Below are 21,289 nucleotides of genomic sequence, written 5' to 3'. Positions count from 1 at the left end.
GCCATGCAATTAGTTTGTTTTAAAATAGTAAGTGGTCAGTATTTCTTGTTTGTAGAAGGTATTCAAATTCCTGTACCAATTCCAGCAGTTGCTGCAGCTTTATTAATTGGTTTAGGAGTAATTCCACTTTGTTCTTAATGTAAGGAATTCGGATCATTCCTATCTTTCCATTGGAAAAGCCTCAAGTATATGAATACTTGAGGCTTTCTTTATATTAAAAAAAACACCTTACAGCGCTTGAAGATCTCCTGATTTAAATAATGCGGCCGTTACATCATCACCGAAAGTATTGAAACAGAATACTTGCTCGTCTACCGTATCCATTACTGTAGCTTCACCTATCTTGCCACCTTGAAGTTTAATAAAATAGTTATGTTCTTCTAAAATTTCACTAAAATCTCTATTTGCCCATCTTTCAGTAATTGCTAATAGCTCTTCTTTATTCTTGAAATTGTTTCCGTTTAGAATGTTTCTTACTTTCTCTGCATTCTTTTTGGACATAGGGGTTGCTCCCTTTCCTTCACACGCTTTTACTTTTTGATGAGTCATGCTATGCATAGCTGAAATCACTTCTTCTTCAGTAGAAGTTACTGTAATGTGAAGTTGTGCATTTGAGCCTTTCACTTCTGCTTCATTCGATAGTATGTCTTCTTTATTAACCTCTGCAAAAACATGGTCCTCACTCTTAAGCGGGACTTCAGCAAACTGTAACATTCCATAAGTCATACCAGTTGCAAGTACTACTCCCCCTATAATAGATGCTAGCCAATACGTTAGCTTCTTGTCCATCTTCATTTCCCCTGTCTTCGTTTAAATATCTTAACTAAAGAATACCATATTTAATTCCTTTTTATTGAAGAGTCTCTAATTTTCACTATAAAAAAACGCGCAAATCGTTTAATGCAAATATAATAACTTCATAATCATGACTATGCCTATTCTCATAACAGAATCTATATACGATGTCACTAAATCATCTGGTGAACTATTAGCGGCAGAACTTATTATAAGAACACACTCTCTCATTATTGGACTTTTAGTTATTAGCACAGCTTTGCATCGTTATTCTCAAAAAGGATAAATATTGTACATACCAATTCTTATGTATGAAGACAACCAAAACAAGTGTTACGAAAAAAATATGAAAAAGACATCTTTGCTAGGGAAAGATGTCTTTTTTATATAAACCTTAATGTTCGTTCTGTAAAACTCTCGCTTTCTTTACTCCTTCTTTCTCTTCTTTTAAGAATAACGATACGATAAATGCAACAATAATAAAGATTAACCCAAGTGCAAATGCACCTTGGAATCCTGAAGTTAAACCGTTTAACTTCTCTACCGGATCCAGTGGATTTGCGGAGCTTTCCATATACTTAGTTGTTCCTGAAGACATTTTCGAAATAAAGATAGCTGTACCAATTGCACCAGCTACTTGTTGCAACGTATTAAACAGTGCTGTTCCATGCGGATATAAATCTGGTGTTAATTGATTTAAACCGTATGTTTGTGCTGTCATGACAAACATAAGTCCAACCATTAATACGCTATGCATAATAATAATTTGTAACATTGATGTATCAGGAGTAATGCCTTTAAATAAGAACATTGCAATCCCTACTAACACAATGCCGGGAACGATAATAACTTTCGGACTAAATTTATCAAATAGTTTACCTGCAATTGGTCCCATTATAGCGCTAATAACACTTCCCGGAAGCATGATGATCCCTGACTTAAAAGCTGTAACGAGTAAAACTGTTTGCAGGAACATCGGTAATAAAGTCATCGTTGAAAATAACGACATCATCACAATGACAATTAATCCGACTGATAATGTAAACATCGGAACTTTAAATGCGCGTAATTCTAAAATTGGATTCTCAATTTTTAATTGTCGAACGACAAAAATACATAATGAGATAAGCCCAACAATTAAAGCGCCATATACTTTCGCATCGGACCATCCTAAATCACCTGATGCACTAAAGCTATACACAAATCCGCCAAATCCTAATGTCGATAAAAGGATAGATGGGTAATCTACTTTTGGCCTTGTTAACTCTGAAACATTTTGAATGTACTTCATTCCAATCATAATGGAAATGATCACGACAGGAATAACAATATAGAATAACCAGCGCCAATTTAGTGAGTCTACGATTACTCCAGATAATGTAGGACCAATTGCCGGAGCTGCCATCATCACAAGTGCGATTAATCCCATTGTGGCACCACGTTTTTCAGGTGGACAAATGATTAAAATCGTATTCATTAATAACGGTGTAATTAATCCCGTCGCTACAGCTTGGACGATACGGCCGACTAATAAAACAGAAAATGTCGGTGCGGATCCCGCAATTAATGTACCAGCTAAAAACGTTACCATAGCGATCAAAAACATTTGTCTCGTTGTGAGCCATTGCTGAAGTAACGCTGTAATTGGGACTAAAACCCCAACTACTAACATGTAAGCTGTAGAAAGCCATTGAATCGTTGAAGCTGTTACGCCAAATTCTTTCATTAATACGGTTAACGCATTACCAAGTAACGTTTCGTTTAATAATGCAACCATTGCCCCTAGAAGTAATGCAATTAAAATGGGGGTATGTTTCAAATTAGAAGTATCAACTTTGCCACTTGCAGGGCTCTTAGTTGTCATATTCATTTACAAATTCTCCTCCTGTTTCTTGCTAAAAAAACGATAAATATACCTAAACACATGTAATATAATATACATATGTAGATTAAAAAGGGAGAATCAATTTTCAGCCACTGTATATTTAATCTACAAAAAAGGAGAATTGTAGATGAACGATAATGAAAAACAAATTGATTTACGTATTAGACGTACACATAAATTACTATGGGATTCCTTATTTGAATTAATGACACAATCAAAGCAGAAATATAGTACGATCACAATTAACCAAATATGTGACCGCGCGATGGTACACCGAACAACCTTTTATAAACACTTTGAAGATAAAGATGCTTTATTAGCATTTGGATTTAAACGATACAGCAAGATGATTGCTGAAATACCCGTTTCAGATCGATTAAGTAAACCATTTCAAGTAATGGAACAATTTCTACACCATGAAGAAATCGGTAAAATATTAGAAACGCAAATGTCTGATGAACAATTTATTAACCGGACACAGTATTTAAGTCACGAAACGAGAAAACAAGAAATAGAAGCGTTACATCAACTGCGCAAAAATCATACGATGCCAAATGATCTAATCATTGAATTTTATTCAGGGGCAATCACCTCATTAAGCGCATGGTGGTTTAAAAATGAAAGAAAAGTTTCTGCTGCTGAAATGGATAGGTATCTCCACCAACTTATTAACAGGGATATTTTTCAGTTTGAAGAGGAATAAGACTACACCTTTTCAATCATGCAATAAAGTGAAACTTTAATCAGTGGGGGGTTTTGTTCATCCCCCACTGATTATTAGTTGAACCAATCGGACTTTTACGGACAGTTGATCCCCCACCTAACTTCTTTGCTTCCACTGAATTTTGAGGTGGGGGTCTTACTGCCCGTTAAAGCGGGATCAAATTGACCACAAAATAGGAATATGATATATTTTCCGTAGAATACTATATAAGTATGACATCAAATAAAATGGCATATAATAAAAAGAAGAGATGCGCTAACATCTCTTCCTTAACTGCTACCGTATAGGGTGGTGGTTATTACACGTTACTATTTTTTACGAAACCCACCCTTTTGCTTCCTACGGCGCGGAGTGGGTTTTTTGTTGTCCTTACCCAGAAGTTGCTTCCGCAAAAAATACGCTGAAACTTCACGTACAGTCGCTTTTACAAATTCTTTTACAAGGTCAAACAAAAACTCCATATTATCACCCCCTTTCCTTCCAAATGGAAAGAAGGGATAACCACCCACCCTCACAATATGCAGTTACATATATTTTATCAAATGATTGTAAAGATATTATGTAAACAAAACAAATGAAATTTTACATAGAAAAAAAGCCCTTCTAAACCGGGCTTTTCTATCATCATTATTTAGCGATCTTCTTCAAATCCGAACTTTCTATAATTGAAAGCATATCCACCTTTTATTAAGACGGACCATAACCAATAAGATGAGCAATTATAACTGCTATTAAACCGATTGAGTATTCAATTAGAATTAAAGGAAGAATCCACCTTGCCCACCTTGTCCATGAAATTCCTGCAATTGCTAATCCAGCCATTAGCGTACCACCTGTGGGAAAAATAATGTTTCCAATACCATCCGCGAATGAAAAGGATAATACAGCTGTTTGGCGTGTAATGTCCAATAAATCTGCAAGTGGCGCCATGATAGGCATTGTCAACATTGTATGACCACTACCTGATGCTAAAATAAAATGAATCGCTACTTGGAAGTTGTACATTCCAACAACACTTAAAAAAGGAGAAATATGTTCCATTCCTTCCGACACTTGATACAGTAGTGGGTCTATAATATGCCCTTGATTCAAGACAACTAAAATAGCGCGTGATACACCAATGATTAAAGCTCCCCCGATTAAAGATGCCGATCCTTGTGTAAAAGATTCTACAGTATCATCAAGAGATATCTTGCCGAGAATTGCAATGATTATAGTTAAAATAATAAATAAGGCTGCAATTTCTTTTATATACCACTCGTACTTAATAACACCAAATACAAGAATAATATAATTGATTAAAAAGGCCGTTAATATCCATTTATGTCTTTTTGTTAACTCTACTTTCGCTGTTAGTAGGCTGTCTTGCTTGTTTGTATCGAATTTTCCGTAAATTCCGCTTGCAGGATCCCTCTTTACTTTCATCGCATGACGATAAACGAATGTAACAGCAATTACATATATGACTACGAATAAAACGAGGCGGAACCCCATCCCCGAATACATAGGAAGACCCGCTATCCCTTGAGCCAGCCCAACTGTAAACGGATTCATAATTGCCGTTGTAAATCCGACGGACGCTCCTACTAGTACCATCGCAGTTCCTGTTATCGTATCAAATCCAACCGCAAGAGCTAGCGGAATAAATAGAGGTACATACACTAAAGCTTCCTCCGCCATTCCCATTAATGACCCGCCAAGCGCAAAGAACAGCATGATAATAGGAATCATTAACTTTTCACGGTTAGCAAGTTTTTTTGCCATCGTTGAAACAAGAGCCTCAACTGTACCGGATGCCTTTAATACACCAAAAAAACCTCCAATAATCAGAATAAAAAAGATAATATTAGCAGCTTCTACCATCCCTGTAGGAATAGATTTTACCGTATCAAAAAATCCAAGTGGCGTTGATTCAATCCATTTAAATGAATTTGGATCTACTGTTGTATACCCATTTTTTTCAATCTGTTCATATTTTCCTGCTGGCAATATATGTGTAATAACAGCCGCAATAACTAACAAGACAAGTAACATTGCAAATACGTTTATTTTCCATTCTTTTCTTTCCTTTTTTTCTTCTGGCTCGAATGAAACTGCCTTCTCTGATACTTGACTCATATACCAATCCCCTTTGCAATAGAGTGAAACTTTAATCATTGGGGGATTTGTTCATCCCCCAATGATTATTACTTTTACAAGCAGCCGGCAGTCTGGTTTCCCCACTACCATGACGTACCAAGCTATCCACCAATTCTTTTATTTATAACACGCTAGGATTTAACTACCTTTTTACTAATTTCATTTACAAATTGGTTAAATAAACGTTGCTGCAAGACATCCTTTTCCGACATCATTTCTGGATGCCATTGAACGGCTGCTACATAACGATGAGCTTTCGATTCAATAGCCTCTATTACACCATCAAAGGACCATGCGCTCGCCTCGAAATCTTTTCCTAATGTTTTCACTGCTTGATGGTGAAAAGAATTAACCATTAAAGATTTTTGGCCAATGGCCTCATAAATTTTCCCCTCTTCCAGAAGATCTACAGAATGAGAGCCTTGCCATTTACGGAACTGTTCTCGAACATGGAAATATTCTGGCCCCATCTCGTGCTCTAAGTCTTGATAAAGAGATCCACCAGCTGCAACATTTAACACCTGTAATCCTCGGCAAATTCCTAGAATAGGAATATCTTTTTCTAAAGCCTGCTTTGCCAAATTTAATTCAAAATTATCTCGTTCTTCCTCTACAGTACCTATATATGATTTTGGAGTATCACCGTAATAAATTGGATTGATGTCCGCGCCACCAGCCAATAACAATCCATCTAATTGATTAAGTGTGGACTCAATTTGATCAACTTCCTCAATTGGAAGTAGAACAACCGTTGCACCTGCTCGTTGAATTGAACGAATGTAGTCATAAGAAAAGATAGCCATATCTTGACCTGGCAGCCCTCGTAAGCCCTCCTTCCCTATTTCACTATAATCAATATAATACCCCGTAACACCAATTAGTGGTTTCATTTTCTCTCACCTCATAATTTAAATGGTTTCGTTGTCTTTCTCTGCTGAAATTGTATACTCTTAACCTCCCTTTTCTAGCAAGTGGTAAAGAATTAAATATATAAATTATGACTCTACTCATTTCATTATTTCTTTACACACCATTGATATAAGCAAATATCGTGCCAACATTAAAATTTAAACGATTATTTACACATATTTAAATATTTTGTCACTTTATCGGTGTTTACTATGTTGAAATGTATTATAATTGGTTATTAAATGGTTACATAATAACCATTTAATAACCAACTTTAGACCAATTCCATTCAACTAAAGAGGTGCTCTATGAACAAATTTGAAACTAACCACATTGTATTGATCACCGTTTTAAAAGAAACACGAAAAGCCCTACATCAACAACTAACGGAGATGATAGGTGACCTCATAGATATTGAAAGTTTTTCTGTAGAAGAAAGCATTCCAAAAGTATTTCATTCTACATTAATCTTGTTACCTAATACATTTACGATAGAAACGGTGAAAGACTTTATTGGGGAAAACTGCGAAGTAATAATAGCAAAACGAACATTAAATTACGAAAACGTGGACCAGCTTTTATTTTTACCAGAAGGAACACAAGCCCTATATGTGAATGATAATCATGAAACAGTATACGAATCCATTGAAACGATGCGTCAATTGGGGCTGAACCACATTGAATATGTCCCATACTATCCTGGAAAAACGAATATACAAATGATTAAGCTCGCAATCACACCTGGCGAACTTGAAATTATCCCTGACTTTGTAGAAAAAGTAATTAATATCGGTCATAGATTAATAGATATTACGACAATCATGTCCATTCTAGATCGATTTCATTTAATGGAGGAATCAGGTAACCACGTTTCTGAGAGATACTATCGAAAAATAGTAGATTTAACAAAGAATTTAGCTAAAGCTCATCGACAACTTCATCAAGTTATTGATGGTGTTGGTGATGGCATACTAGCTATTGATTATGAAGGAAGAATTATTGTCTTTAATGAATTCTTAGAAAGCATGCTGAAAATAAAAAGTAAAAACGCTATTGGTCATCCGATTGATGCCATTATTGATAATATCGATTTAGTGAACTTCATCCTTTCAGATAAGCAACAAGAAAGCGGAATATTTGTTGTAAACGGCTTGGATGTAATAGTGGAACGCCTACATATAAATGATCAATCGATTATTGTTACTTTCAGAAATGCCCTTAAGACCATCGGATTTGAACGGAAATTGAGAAAAGAATTTGTCAAAAAAGGTTATGTAGCAAAATACAATTTTCATAACATCGTTGGGATTAGCTCTACGATCCAAGACACGAAACAAATTGCCAAAAGGTTAGCTAAGACTGATTTAACTGTATTAATTGAGGGTGAGAGTGGTACCGGAAAAGAGTTGTTTGCAAGTGCTATTCATAATGCTTCCCAGCGAAATAGCGGCCCTTTTCTTGCCGTTAACTTTAGTGCTTTATCGGATGATTTAGTCGAGAGTGAATTATTTGGTTATGAAGACGGAGCGTTTACCGGGGCAAAAAAGGGCGGGAAAATGGGTTTATTTGAACAAGCAAATGGTGGCACTATTTTTTTAGATGAGATTGGAGATATTAGCCTGAAACTTCAAGCACGACTACTTCGAGTATTGCAGGAAAAAGAGATTATGCGTGTTGGCGGAAGCCAAATAATCCCGATAGACGTCCGGATTATTGCAGCGACCAATAAAGATCTACTGAAAATGATTCAAGAAAATATGTTTAGAGAAGATTTATACCATCGGCTTAAAGTACTCTTTATACACCTCCCCGAATTAAGGGCACGCCGAAATGACATTGAATTATTAGCTAAACATTTTGTCGCACTATCGGACCCTAAAGTCAAAATTGAACAAGAACTAATTGAAGAACTTCAAGGATATCCATGGTACGGAAATGTACGAGAACTTAAAAATACGATAGATTATATGCTTGCTGTCCGTACCGGAAACCAAATAACAAAAAATGATTTGCCTAATCAACATTATTTTCAAAAGCCTCCACATAAGAAAACAAATAGTGATCAGGCAGAAAATATTAAACCCTTTTCTTCAAGTTCAAACGCTCTTGATCAAGAATCACTTTTCATCCTTACCCTTATCATGAATTATGAAGAAAATGGAAAGGCAATCGGACGAAGAATTATTTCTGAAAAGAGCCAAGAAGTCGAAATGAAATTAACTGAGGCACAGGTTAGACACCGATTGAACTTCCTGAAGATGAAAGGTTATGTGGAAATAAAAAAAGGTAGAGCAGGGATTCATTTAACAAGAAAAGGGTTGGAGATTCTACGTAGTCTTTAGTCAAGGTTCGGATTTTCAGATACATAGAGGCTGTTTTATAAACAGCCTCTTTTTTTTATGGAATAAAACGTCGATAAATTTAAGTTACAAATATTCAGAATTAATATTAAAATGAATAATGGGGATAGGGGTATGGGCTTATAAAATTTATACATAACGAGGGAATAGAAATGAAACTACAATTAAAAGCGGATTTAATGTTACTACTAGTTACATTTTTTTGGGGTGCATCCATCCTACTTACAAAGCTTGGACTTGATGGCATAGAAGAATATAATTTAATCGCATTACGATTTATTATCGCTTTTCTTTTATCAGGTTTAATATTTTACAAACATTTATTTAAGATCGATTTTAAAACTGTAAAATATGCATTTATACTCGCTTCTGTCTTATTTATCGTTTACATTTTCGCGACTTTCGGTACAAAGTATACGAGTGTTTCTAATGCTGGTTTCCTACTATGTCTCACAGTCATTTTCATTCCAATATTATCAGCTATATTTTTAAAACACATTCCGGAAAAGAAAGTTATAGTAGGGATCATTTTAACGATAATAGGAATCGGCTTATTAACATTAACGAGCGAATTCAAAATCGGTAACGGCGATATATTTTGCATACTGTCTGCCCTGTTTTATGCGATCCACGTCATCATTACTGGAAGTGTAACGAAACATGTGAATTCCATTGCACTTGGAGTCATACAACTCGGCTTCGTCGGCCTATTTAGTCTTATTTTTTCATTCATTATCGAAACGCCAAAACTGCCTAGCACAACCAACTCATGGCTAATCATCCTAGCCTTAAGTATATTTTGCACCGCAGTCGCATTCATCGTGCAAGTTATCGCCCAGCAATACACTACACCTACCCATACAGGTCTTATTTTTTCATTAGAACCTGTCTTTTCCGCAGGCTTTGCTTTCGTTTTCACAGGTGAAACGCTGACAGGAAAAGGATACTTAGGGGCTACGCTTATATTGTTGAGTGTGCTAATTGCTGAGTTAGATTTTAAGGGTTTGTTGAGGCCTAATTATAAGAAGAATATAGAGTAAACATTTCAATAGAATCAATAAACATACCCCAGAAAAATATGAGTTTATATTATTTTCATTCTCTTCACTTAGATTCTCCTTTTTAATGAGACTTTTTTAGATGCTATCTTCAAATAAGGTAGCATCTAAAAAATATTAAAAGGAATTTTCTCCCTAGTGTCTTCTTATATTTTATGTAATCTGCATCTTTGACCTTTTCTACGTTCTTTAATTACTTACTGAATATAGTCATACAGATTTTTCGCTAACAATAAACAAGTTACTGTAATGAAAAGGGCACGAACATACCCGCTCCCTTTTTTTATAGCGAATTTGGAGCCAACAATCCCTCCAGCAATTTGAGCAATCCCCATTATAAAACCATACGCATAGTTGACTTGCCCTACATACATAAACATCAATAATGCACCAACATTACTTCCTAAATTAAGAAGCTTCGCATTACCTGCTGCTTTTAAAAAGTCATACCCAATAAATAAAAGAGAAAACATTAAAAACGAACCTGTTCCAGGACCTAGAAATCCATCATAAAAACCAATAGCAAAAACAAAGAAAGTAAAAATAATGACGTGTCGACCAGACAATTTCTTATGAGTGGAAATACTACCCCAATCCTTTTTGAATATCGTATAAATAGCGACCGCACCAAGCATAATCAGCATCAACGGCTTCAGTACTTCTGGATTCATTAAATGAACAGTCCATGCCCCTATTATGGAACCTATGAAAGTGAGCGGAACTAATTTAAACGCCGATTTCAAATCAAGATTACCAGAACGATAAAACACAATATTACTAGTTGCACTTCCCATTGTCGATGCTAGTTTATTCGTAGCTACTGCACTTGCTGGATTCAGTCCTGTAAATAATAAAGCTGGTAAGGCGATCAATCCACCACCACCTACAACTGAATCAATAAATGCAGCTACAAATCCAAAAACAATCAAAATCATTAATACGGATGGGTCTAAATAAAAATCCATATTAGTAGCCTCCCCTTTAGTCACTATTGTAATAGTAACTACCAATTTGCTAAATGTAAAGAGTTATTGTAACGTTAAAATATAAAAGCAAACATCGGAGGAAAAAAAGTGGACTACATAGTGCAACAGCTTAAAAAAATTGGTTTTAATGAATATGAAGCTAAATCTTATGTATCTCTTGTTAAACAAGGGCCTGTCACAGCCTACCAAGTGAGTAAAGATTCGGGTGTCCCAAGAGCGCGAATTTATGAGATTTTGGGTAACCTTGTAGAAAAAGGAATTGTCATGAAGGAAGAAATAAATGACACCACTCGCTATTCACCTCTACCTGTTGAAATCTTTTTACAGAAGGCGCAAACAGAATGGCAATCTACTTACGAAGGAATAAGTGATTCATTAAAAAAACTAGAAACTTCCGAGGAAAAAACGGATAATCGAGTAATTACTTTAAAAGACAATCAAACAATCATTAGCTACTGTCAGACATTAATAAAAAAAGCAGAACGGCGTATTGTCATTTCAATGTGGGATGAGATGTATGAAGCGTTAAAAGAAGATCTATCTGAAGTAGCTGATAAAGTTACAATACAAGGTATTACCCTGCATGTTGAAAATCCCATTAAAAATCTAGAAGCTCACCGTATAACACCTTATACAGAGACCTTGTCTACAGAACATTGGTTTATTGTATCAATAGATTCTAAAGAGATGATTTATGGACCATCACTTGAAGAGCGTAATATTGCTTTTTATACAGATGACCCCGTTCATATATACTTATTAGAGGATTACGTATGGCATGATGTTTTAGTAAATCGACTTGTCCGACGTAGCCAAGATGATTTGCAGCAATGGATTACTGCAGAGAGAAAGTCTTTCTTTATGGGGAAATGAGAAGCATATTGAAAGAATCAAAAAATAAAGCATAAGTGAATGAAATAGAACACTTATGCTTTATTTTATTTGCAAAGTGATACTCCAGTCTTTTCACTATTTTCCCTCCACAAACCGACCAAACTCCTTCATAAACCTCAGCTTAAAACTCCCCACAGGCCCATTCCGATGCTTCGCCACATGAATCTCCGTCATCTCTTTCTGCTTCGTTTCCTTATCGTAATAATCTTCGCGGTACATAAGCATAATGACATCCGCATCTTGCTCAATTTGTCCGGTCTCTCTTAAATCAGATAATAGCGGACGCTTATCTTGTCGTGACTCTACAGAACGAGATAACTGTGATAACGCTACTACACAAACATTTAATTCACGCGCTAATAACTTAAGCTTACGAGAAATCTCACTAATTTCTTGAAATCGATTGCCCTTATGCTTCGGATCACCCGTAATAAGCTGCAAATAATCTACAATAATTAAAATCTTTTTATCACCGTGCTTCCTCTTTAACTTACGAGTTTGCATCCAAATATCTTGCACCGTAACGCCTGCATTGTCATAAATCTCAAATGGCAACTCACCAATCTCCGCAAACGCCTTACTTACCTTCTCCCAATCTTCCATCGCAAAACGATGCTTCGGATTTTTCAGCCTACCTCCTGACACTTCGCCTACGCAAGAAGCCATCCTTTTCAATAATTGCTTACTACTCATCTCTAACGAAAACAATCCCACCGCCGCTCCAGACTTCGCCGCATGTAGTCCAACATTTAGCGCAAACGCAGTCTTCCCCATAGAAGGACGCGCACCAAGGACGACAAAATCACCTTCCTGAAGTCCACACGTCATTTTATTTAACGATGTATAACCAGTCTCAATACCAGTAATCTCTTTCACATCTTGATGAAGCTCCTCATACAAATCAACTAACGCATCCTTCAAATCAAACTCACATACAGAGTCTTTCTCCTCTAACTCACAAAGTGCCGTAATCGTCTCACCGATAACTTTCTCACTCTTCTCCGCAATAAGACGCTCTCCCATCTTGTGCCCGAGAACACCAGCCTGATACATTTTCCACGCACCTCGAACAAGCCCCTCATAATATGAGAAGTTGCTAGTAGTAGGCACACCATCCATTAACCCTATAAAATACTCCATTCCCCCGATGCCCTTCAAAAAATTCGGGTCCAACCTAGAAGTGAAAGTCACAAGATCAATCGGTTGCCCCTCTCCTTCCATCTTTCGCATTAACTGAAATATAGACTTATGCACCGGCATCGAAAAATACTGCTCCGTCAAACGGCACTCCTTAATAAGCTCTCCATCAAGCAATAGAGAACCTAACACCGTCTTTTCCGCCTCCACATTTTGAATACTCATGGCCGCCACCCGCGCTCCGCTAAAAAGCGCTGCAACTCTTCCTCTGACGGCGCATTCTTCTCCCACTCCTCACACCTCGCCAAAAACTCCTCCGTCTCCCCCGTACTAACAGACGACTCCTTCTTCCGAAAGCTCGCCGTATCCGCCTCAACCTCAGAAACTTTCGTAAATCCTTTCCCGTGCCACCCTCTCAAAATGCCCTTCACATAAGCAACCGTCCGCTTATTATTCTCAAACGCAATTTGAAGAGCCTTCAGCACAAGCTCCTCTGACAAATCTTCCATCCACGCACTCAGTTCCTCCACAGTATGCGGAGACAAACTTCCGAAATGTTGCTCATAAAAAGAAAACACGCGACTTCCCGTCTCTTCTTCTATAACCTCTTCTTCCGCCTCTGTCTCCTCACAAACTGGCTCAACATCATCCACAGCCAAATCACTCGGCATACCGAAATGCGCTAAAAGCATCGGAACATTCAGCTCCTCCTCTACGCACTTCTGAAGAAATATATGTACAAACTCCTTATTCTTCACACCCTTCAGCTCACGAAGCACACACTTCTCCACATTCATATTCGTCACCGGATTATAACGAAGCCAATTCAAAACGAATAACTCACGAGTATCCGCATCATAAAGAATCTTCCCATAATCAATGAAGCGCTGCACAAGCTTATCAACAGTCTCCCGATTATAACCCGTCTCCATCTCAGCTAACCGCTTTGGAAAAGGAAAAATCCCACACTGCGTCGTCTTCGAACAAGTTAACAAATAAACATAAAAATACCGCTCCTCCGGCGTCAAATCCAAAACAAAATCATCCTGCCAAAAATTCACCTGCACAGTACGATACACCGCCATCCTAATTCCTCCCGTCTCCGTTCAAAAGTAAAAGCCTCTTCATATATATATATGGGAGACTGGCTGGGTTTTTGGCGTGTTATTTCAAAATTTTTTTGACTACTACTACGGTGTTTGTTGTTGTTTTTGTTTTGTTATGTTTTTTCTCAGTGATTTATTACTTGGTAGGGGCTTGTAAGGGGCTTAGGAGGGGTTAGTTATCAGTTACTTCGATTAGGAAGACTCGATCTGAGAAACTACCTCGTTCTTCTGATTTCTTTTTACGGATGTTGTTGATTTCTTCTAGTGTTGTGCCTTCGTGTTCGGCTAGGGCGTTAATTAGTTCTAGGAGGTCGGAAAGTTCTTCGAGTTTATCGGTTTTTGTTTTTGCTTCGATATATTCTGTTAGTTCTTCTTGTGTTTTCTTGCAGAGTTCTTTTATGTATTCGTCTTGGGGTAGGATTCTTGTTGTGGGTGTTTTTCCGTTAGCTTTTATTATTTGTGGGATTTTGTTTCGGATTAGTTTGTTGTAGGTTGGCATGGGATTTCCCTCCGTTTGGTTTTTCTTCTATTATAATGGAAAAGCAGTTTAACTAGGGGTTAAACTGCTGCATTGCTTCATTACATTCTCTACATTGCTTTGAGTCCTATCAAGTTATTCCATCGTTTCTTCAATACATAAAATATTTAAACTCTAAAAAATAACCATTTCGATTCAACTAATATTGACTCGAAATGGTTATTTATAAATTATATCTTGAATAATTAAACTAAATAAAATACAACCTATTTCCCAAATAATAATTAATCCGTCAAATTCTACACCAAAGAACTACTATTAACGATAGAATCCTTATACAAATAAACCATTATCATCCATCGTTATTAACACTTTAACAGCTCAATTTTATAGTACCTACATTTTAAACAAATCCAAAATCTCTTGATAATCTTCTGTAGGATCTGGAACTAACTTCTTATCTTCAATCGCTGTAATCATTCTTTCTTCTTTTTCTTTTAATCGATGATATATTCTTTCGTCGATTGTATTTCGTCTATCTTCTTGTCCATTCAACATTAAATAATAATATTGAGTATATTGATTCTCAGGAAGCCCCAGACGATGAATTCTATCCCTCGATTGCAACATATGAGTTAAATTAAATGAGTACTCTAGATATATTGCATCATGACATGTTTTATGCAAAGAAACAGATTCAGCTAAAGTATGTGGATTGGTAATTAATACATCTATCTTTCTCGCCTTAAACTTTTCTATAATAGCTTCTCGTTCTTCTTGAAGTGTACTACCATAAATAACAGCTGGATTCAATCCTCTTAATCTTAAATCTCTACATACCTTATCGATTGTACTCACGAACGTACACCATATAATACTTTGCTTTCCTTCTTCATACAGATTACTAGCTAAATTAATAGCTTCTCTATATTTTGATGTAACTGGGACATTTTTAATTAAACTTACTTCTTCTTCAGTAAAGACTACTGTTTTATCATCCATGTATGATAACCATTTTTGAGATTCTTCTTCTCCATACATTTCAATAGCATCAATTGACTTTAATAGTAGTTCAGGATTTGCCGTCGCTTGCATTAATCTAATGTATAAGTTAAACGGAATGTCCCCATATTTACGATACAGTAAATCAATAATTTCTTGTTCTTCTGTATTTGCTACAATTTGAATGATTTCATCATCATTAGCGGGGGGGACATCTAGCTCTTTTTTTGTTGTACGCCAAAAAAATGGATACATTTTATCGTTAATTTCATCTACCTTAGCCGGACTTGGTTTCACTAAATCGTTTGGTTTAAAATTAAAGAACATTTTATATTCGTCTGCATATAGTATATTCAAAAAATTAAATACATCTTGATATGAATTTGGAATAGGCGTACCTGTTAGCACATATTTATATCCAGCATTCACAGACACACGTTTGGCAGACTGTGCACGTTTGCTAGTAATACCTTTTATTTTATGCCCCTCATCAAAAACAAGCATTGTACGTTGATCAATTATGTCTAATAGTACCGATTCATATTTCTGCAAAGATTCATAGTTAATGAGAATCAGATTCTTTTCACCACTGTCTAATCTAAGTTGAAATTCATTACTTTGATTTTCATGGATATTTAAAATATTTAATTCCTTCTTACCCCCAAAATTTTCCTTAAACTCCTGCTTCCAAGATAAAAAAGAGTTTTTCGGACCAATCATTACTATCTTATCAACTTTATCTATTTCTGGTGAATTCAAATAGGCAAAAACACCGTAAATCATAGATGTTTTACCTGCACCCGGAACAGAAAAGTTTGATGCATTTATCATTTGTTGCATATAAAACGCACTCCACATTTGTTTATCTCTTAATGTACGAGATAGCTCCTTAGTAACAATCGTCTTGAATTTTTCAAAACGATTAAGAATTTTCTCATCTTGATTTTTTAGAAGAACTCCATATTTTGAACGTTCCTCTATAAAATATGCTTTTTCTTCGAGATATTTTTCTAATTTGTCACTCACAATGAAGTTGAATTTTTTTCGTTTTGCATATTTTTTTAATATATCAATTACCTTTTTCATTTCAATGTAAGTTAAATCCCCTGAAAACTTAGGATATTTTTGATCATAATATGGTGTCAATTTCTGAGTTATTACAAAATCTGAAGTTTTGATAGTATAGGATTCAAGGTTATCATAGAGAACTAACCTTTCCTCTTCTATGGTTAGGATTAACGCATCTTCAGTTAATATTTCCGTATCCAGAATAATTCGCCCCTTATCATACTTAATAATTTCCTTTTTAATCACTTCGTTAACTTCTTTAACATAAATAATGTTATTATTTTGCCTATCATCCCACAGTTTTTCAAATTCATCTCGTGCTTTTAAGATTTTTTGTTGATCGAACGGTGATGCAAGCCATGTAGCCGTAATATCGAATGACTCAAAATTTTTCTTTATAGCGGCTTCTGTCTCATTATTTGATCCAGTGAAATATATTACATTATTATCGATATCTTGACATAACCCAAATTTAGAATGGAATATACCTGTTTTAGTAAATCCTATTTTTATGTCTACATAACCATTTGCAATTAAATTAGCTAAATTCAAAAAATTTACTTGTTCTTGCAACGATAACGGATTATCTATTTTTTTTATTAACCCTTCTTGTAATTCTTTTCTTAATGCATAGCCTTGTCTAATTAGATTAAAGTCTGTTTCACTTATATCAATAGAAATAATCAACCTCATATGACCACCATTATAAATTAAGCCCTCCAAGCCCTTTGCATAAGCTGCAAGGGCTTGAGAACTGAAATAAGCACTAACTCTGTCATACGAAACTGCTCTAGACAATACTGGATTATAAAACTCTTTCGCTATATCTGATGTAGTAGTGTAATATGACGGTTGTAATGTAAGTTCATTAAATTTCAAGAGCTTCACCAAATTCTGCTAGTACACCGTTAATTTCTTCAAGAACTAAATTAAATTCTTTAGCATCCTCAACTTTGAGACGTTTCACCTGATCGCTGTCAATTTTATTTAAATATGTTAAAGCTTGATTTAATAATTCAACAGGCTTTTTACGGGCTTCTGTAATCTGTGTATCTTCAATTACCTTATCAATAATTACTGAGCTTTCTTTTCGTGCATCTCCTAATTTTTTTCCAATTTCTTTTACTGTTTGAGATGTAACAATATCTTCTTGCAATGTTTCGTATACTTCTTCAACAATTTCTTCATACTCTTCTAAGAAATCTTCTCGATTATCACTATGAATAACGGATTTCCCTATTTGACGAATATAACGAGTTAAATCACCTCGTTCATCGCTACGACTCGTAAAGATAGCTGTAAATAAGGCATTACGAATACGAAGGTATTCTGCTTGAATATCTTTCTCTTCAAAGCTTGGATTATCTAATTCTTCAAAACTCCATTTTTTAAATTCCTTGTTTAAGATAGTAACACATTCTTGTAATGGCCCATCTAATTCCATGTCACGCGCGATAAAATATTGTTCTTTTGCATTAATAAATTCTAAAAATTGAACCATTAAAATGGCCTTTTTAACTCCCATTTCTATATCTTTTTTATTTTTATTTGTAGAATCCCCATACTCTTTGATGGAAAACATTTTATTTTTCACAATGTCATTATACATATCTACTAAATAATCAATGGCATTATAATCTACTGGGCGTTCTTCACCGTGCTGTAGATTTAATTCTAAACGTTTTATATCTCTCTCATCAATACCATTCTCTGTGTCTAAAATAACGGCCTCAAAAAAGACGTCATTTCCTTCTTTTCTTAATTCTCTTAAACATGTAAAACGGCGATTTCCATCAATAACACGGCCATCTTGAAGTACAACACCTGGAAGACGTTGACCAAATCTACTAATATTATCTTTTGTAGCATCTAAAGCAGTTGAATTAGATTCACGAATAAACCCATGTAATACATCGTTGTATTCATCTATAATTGTTCTGTCGATATAATTTCCTTCTGCGATATATTTTGAAATGTAAGTAGCAATTCGACCATTTCTGTCATTATAGAATAGCTTCTCTAAGGGAATACGATAAACTGTGTAATTATTTGTTTTCCCTTTAATTGTTAACTTTCTTGTACCATCAGTTTTTTCGATACCTGTAACACTGGTTAATTTAGTAGTCATTGTCATCATAAATCTCCTCAAAATACATATTTTTATTTTTATATAATTTATTAAGCTCTTCTGAATAATAGATATCTGTTGACTTAATAAGTGATATAACTCGTGAAAAATCCAATACAATTCCCAAATACTCTTTTACATAAGCATCTAAATCATCAATAGATATCACACCGCATTTTTGAATAACCCATTGTATGAAATCAATTAATGCAACGTCTGTTTCCTGAACTGTAAATATATACCCTGTAGATAGTGTAATAGTTCTTATATTAGCAGCCCAAAGTACCCGATCATAAAAAAATCTCTCAAAACCAAACTTTTCAAGCTCATGCGTAAACCCTCGACTATGTAGTAGTTTCAACGTAAAGTACTCATTGCCATTCACATGTTCTAAAGCTTTTTGTTGAAAATCAATTAATTGATTTTTAGGTATACCAGCATTTTCAAGGTTTGTAGAAGTGATATAGATATCCTTTTCCAACTTAATTACATCAAGTGACTTTTCAAGTGAATACAATAAATTTCTAAAAATATTTGTATTATAAATCGCTTTATCATTTTTAGAGAAATAGTTTTTTTCTAAAATGTACTTTATAAAACAATCTTCAACAGTTTCATACTCATAACTAAATACATATTCACTCTTCAAATTAAATCCTAAATCTTTCATGGCAGATTTATTAAGGAATTTCTCACTAAAATTGGGTATTATAGCTTCACCAATCTGTGCTACTTCATTAACAAGATAGATTGCTTTATCTAATATATTTTTCAAATTTAGTATCTGTTCAGAAGTAAAAGTTTCTCTAGCTACTTTAATCGTATCACCATGTAAGTATTCTGGTAAAAACATAGAAATATGACTTTTTAAAGAATCTTGTCTTAGATAATATACGGATTCAATTTTACTTAGCAATTGATCAATTTGTATAGGTGCATACTCATAAAATAAACTGATTAAGAAATTGTTTTTTTCTACCCCGCCAACAGCAAATTCAGGCATCCGATTATAAATTATATTTGATGACTTGATTTCTTGTTTATAAAAATTGTGCAATTCATATTCATCCCTGATATCTATTTTCCCCATTAGTTCTTTGTTTTCACGGAATATTTTTGCTATGTTATACACTCCAGGATCCAGTTGATTTATTAAGAAAAATAATTTTTCTTTAGTGATATCATCAATACGGCTGAAATCAAAATATCTATAAACATTGCCTTTACTTCTAATAAGAATGTCACTACGCTCACTAAATCCTCGTATAGACACTTCATCAAAAAGAAATTTTTCATCTAGACTATTTTTATTTATAAATTGATTACATCTTTTAGCAACTAATTCATCTACAGAAGACTCTTGGCATGTGGTAATGATAACCTCATCAAATATGCTTGATTTAGTTAATGGTACAACCTGTTTCATATGGTTCATCATCATGTTCGAATATTGTAAAATCACATTCTTTTGTCGATCATCGAGTTTATAATTTGAATCTAATAAAATATTTGTAATTTTTTCGTACCCTTTTTTAAATTTGAGATTTAGTGCATTAAATACCGAAGTATTTTCTTTATAAACTTTACAAAAAACTTCTTGATTCCAATTGTACTTTTCGAATAATTCTTTATAAATTTTAAATTCGGCTAAATCATCATCAATTTTATTCAATAATTTTTGTTCCTTCTGAGAAATAGCCTGCCTACTAACATTTTTGAGATTAGCAATTTCTTGTAAAGAATATCCTTCTAATCTCATCAAGAGAACATCTTTATTAAGAAATTCTTCTTTTAAATACTCGTCCAAAAACTTATATTTTTTAAAGAACCTTAAATCACGCTCAAAAATCAATTCTTTTTTAATCATTTTTTCTAAAATTTTCATTTGAGTATCATTAGTCTCAGTTTTAAACTTAGAGTTTAATATATTACAAATTTCTTCTTTTTTTATATATTGATTTGGTTGTAGCTTACTAAATTCATCAATTATTACATTTTCAATAGTCGAAGGAGCTATTCTTCCTTTTAATATTTCAATTTTATCAAAAGCATTAAGCAATTTTTGATAAAAAGACTTTTTACTACCTTCCAGTATTTCATTAAATTCTTCTAATGAAATACTATATAAATCAGTATAAGTAATGCCTTTTTCAATTAGTAACTTAATATTTCTTTCACTAATGCCCTCATATGCTAATTGAAATAGATTATTTACACGGTAAGCATCTGCTACCTCAGAAAACACTGCTAGTAACTTCGTAACGGTTGCTGGCTTATGGAACTTTAGATTTTCTAGATTTGATGTCTGATATTTAATATCACTCCAAGATAGTCCATACTCCTCCCTTAGTTTTTCAACACTTCGAATGTTAAAACCGAAATTACATAAGGCATATAAGTCTAACATTGTGTCAATTTCCGGCATTATGAACTATTTCACTCCATTTCTCTATGAGAGCTCTGATTAAATGTGTATTCATTAATTAACTATTATTTAGATCTAAAAAGAGAATACTACTTTATCACTTAAAACTCAAGAAAAAAAAGGAAATTTCAAGAAAAAAAAGGAAATCTATCGATAGAAATATTATTAATAATTATAAAGGGATAATAGAATGCA

The 21,289-nt window shown here is 34.4% G+C and carries 17 protein-coding genes; 5 read left to right on the top strand and 12 right to left on the bottom strand.

The window, feature by feature from the left end; all coding sequences use genetic code 11:
- Positions 1–3 precede the first annotated feature (3 nt).
- Positions 4–138 (top strand): hypothetical protein, encoded by a 135-nt coding sequence (locus NST90_RS04870; protein WP_001177693.1) that lies wholly within the window; start codon positions 4–6, stop codon positions 136–138.
- 90 nt (positions 139–228) lie between these two features.
- Here NST90_RS04870 and NST90_RS04865 read toward each other — a convergent pair whose 3' ends face one another.
- Positions 229–789, bottom strand: a complete 561-nt coding sequence (locus NST90_RS04865) for a PRK06770 family protein (protein ID WP_283748246.1) — start codon at positions 787–789, stop codon at positions 229–231.
- 400 nt (positions 790–1,189) lie between these two features.
- Positions 1,190–2,665: an MDR family MFS transporter gene (locus tag NST90_RS04860; RefSeq protein WP_283748247.1), complete on the bottom strand. Its 1,476-nt coding sequence runs from the start codon at positions 2,663–2,665 to the stop codon at positions 1,190–1,192.
- A 142-nt stretch (positions 2,666–2,807) separates the two neighbouring features.
- Between NST90_RS04860 and NST90_RS04855 the strand changes: the two genes are divergently transcribed.
- A complete protein-coding gene (locus NST90_RS04855) occupies positions 2,808–3,383 on the top strand; it encodes a TetR/AcrR family transcriptional regulator (protein ID WP_000999273.1) in 576 nt (191 codons plus the stop codon).
- A 329-nt stretch (positions 3,384–3,712) separates the two neighbouring features.
- Here NST90_RS04855 and NST90_RS04850 read toward each other — a convergent pair whose 3' ends face one another.
- From NST90_RS04850 to NST90_RS04840, 3 genes are all read right to left on the bottom strand, one after another.
- Positions 3,713–3,865, bottom strand: coding sequence for a hypothetical protein (locus tag NST90_RS04850; protein ID WP_000394757.1), 153 nt, complete (start codon positions 3,863–3,865; stop codon positions 3,713–3,715).
- Between the two features lie 226 nt (positions 3,866–4,091).
- Positions 4,092–5,522 carry a C4-dicarboxylate ABC transporter permease gene (locus NST90_RS04845; protein ID WP_283748248.1) on the bottom strand — a complete coding sequence of 477 codons (1,431 nt, stop codon included), beginning with the start codon at positions 5,520–5,522 and terminating at the stop codon, positions 4,092–4,094.
- Positions 5,523–5,674: 152 nt separating this feature from the next.
- Positions 5,675–6,433, bottom strand: coding sequence for a gamma-glutamyl-gamma-aminobutyrate hydrolase family protein (locus NST90_RS04840; RefSeq protein ID WP_283748249.1), 759 nt, complete (start codon positions 6,431–6,433; stop codon positions 5,675–5,677).
- 327 nt (positions 6,434–6,760) lie between these two features.
- Between NST90_RS04840 and NST90_RS04835 the strand changes: the two genes are divergently transcribed.
- A complete protein-coding gene (locus NST90_RS04835; protein ID WP_283748250.1) occupies positions 6,761–8,794 on the top strand; it encodes a sigma 54-interacting transcriptional regulator in 2,034 nt (677 codons plus the stop codon).
- A gap of 170 nt (positions 8,795–8,964) precedes the next feature.
- Complete coding sequence (locus NST90_RS04830; RefSeq protein WP_283748251.1) at positions 8,965–9,852, top strand: DMT family transporter; 888 nt, start codon at positions 8,965–8,967, stop codon at positions 9,850–9,852.
- Positions 9,853–10,067: 215 nt separating this feature from the next.
- Here NST90_RS04830 and NST90_RS04825 read toward each other — a convergent pair whose 3' ends face one another.
- The gene (locus NST90_RS04825; protein WP_000348458.1) at positions 10,068–10,835 is read right to left on the bottom strand and encodes a TSUP family transporter; all 768 of its coding nucleotides are present in this window, start codon (positions 10,833–10,835) and stop codon (positions 10,068–10,070) included.
- Positions 10,836–10,943: 108 nt separating this feature from the next.
- On the opposite strand from NST90_RS04825, the gene NST90_RS04820 reads away from it, so the two are divergent.
- Positions 10,944–11,729 carry a TrmB family transcriptional regulator gene (locus NST90_RS04820; RefSeq protein WP_000384623.1) on the top strand — a complete coding sequence of 262 codons (786 nt, stop codon included), beginning with the start codon at positions 10,944–10,946 and terminating at the stop codon, positions 11,727–11,729.
- A gap of 96 nt (positions 11,730–11,825) precedes the next feature.
- Here the strand turns inward: NST90_RS04820 and dnaB are convergent, their stop codons facing one another.
- The 6 genes from dnaB to NST90_RS04790 all read right to left on the bottom strand — a co-directional run bounded on the left by dnaB (position 11,826) and on the right by NST90_RS04790 (position 21,094).
- Entirely contained in the window at positions 11,826–13,112 is a 1,287-nt protein-coding gene (gene dnaB, locus NST90_RS04815; RefSeq protein WP_140160720.1) for a replicative DNA helicase, read from the bottom strand.
- Positions 13,109–13,972, bottom strand: a complete 864-nt coding sequence (locus NST90_RS04810; protein ID WP_098541730.1) for a DnaD domain protein — start codon at positions 13,970–13,972, stop codon at positions 13,109–13,111. Before NST90_RS04810 ends, dnaB begins: the two co-directional genes overlap by 4 nt.
- A gap of 193 nt (positions 13,973–14,165) precedes the next feature.
- Positions 14,166–14,492 (bottom strand): nucleoside triphosphate pyrophosphohydrolase, encoded by a 327-nt coding sequence (locus NST90_RS04805; protein ID WP_283748252.1) that lies wholly within the window; start codon positions 14,490–14,492, stop codon positions 14,166–14,168.
- Between the two features lie 375 nt (positions 14,493–14,867).
- The gene (locus NST90_RS04800; protein WP_283748253.1) at positions 14,868–17,420 is read right to left on the bottom strand and encodes an SNF2-related protein; all 2,553 of its coding nucleotides are present in this window, start codon (positions 17,418–17,420) and stop codon (positions 14,868–14,870) included.
- Positions 17,410–18,669 carry a hypothetical protein gene (locus tag NST90_RS04795; protein WP_339201155.1) on the bottom strand — a complete coding sequence of 420 codons (1,260 nt, stop codon included), beginning with the start codon at positions 18,667–18,669 and terminating at the stop codon, positions 17,410–17,412. Before NST90_RS04795 ends, NST90_RS04800 begins: the two co-directional genes overlap by 11 nt.
- Positions 18,659–21,094: a hypothetical protein gene (locus tag NST90_RS04790; RefSeq protein WP_283748255.1), complete on the bottom strand. Its 2,436-nt coding sequence runs from the start codon at positions 21,092–21,094 to the stop codon at positions 18,659–18,661. Before NST90_RS04790 ends, NST90_RS04795 begins: the two co-directional genes overlap by 11 nt.
- Positions 21,095–21,289 lie beyond the last annotated feature (195 nt).

This window comes from Bacillus sp. FSL E2-8900, from assembly GCF_037966225.1.
Classification (GTDB): Bacteria; Bacillota; Bacilli; order Bacillales; family Bacillaceae_G; genus Bacillus_A; species Bacillus_A cereus.
This window is presented reverse-complemented; position numbering and strand designations above follow the sequence as displayed.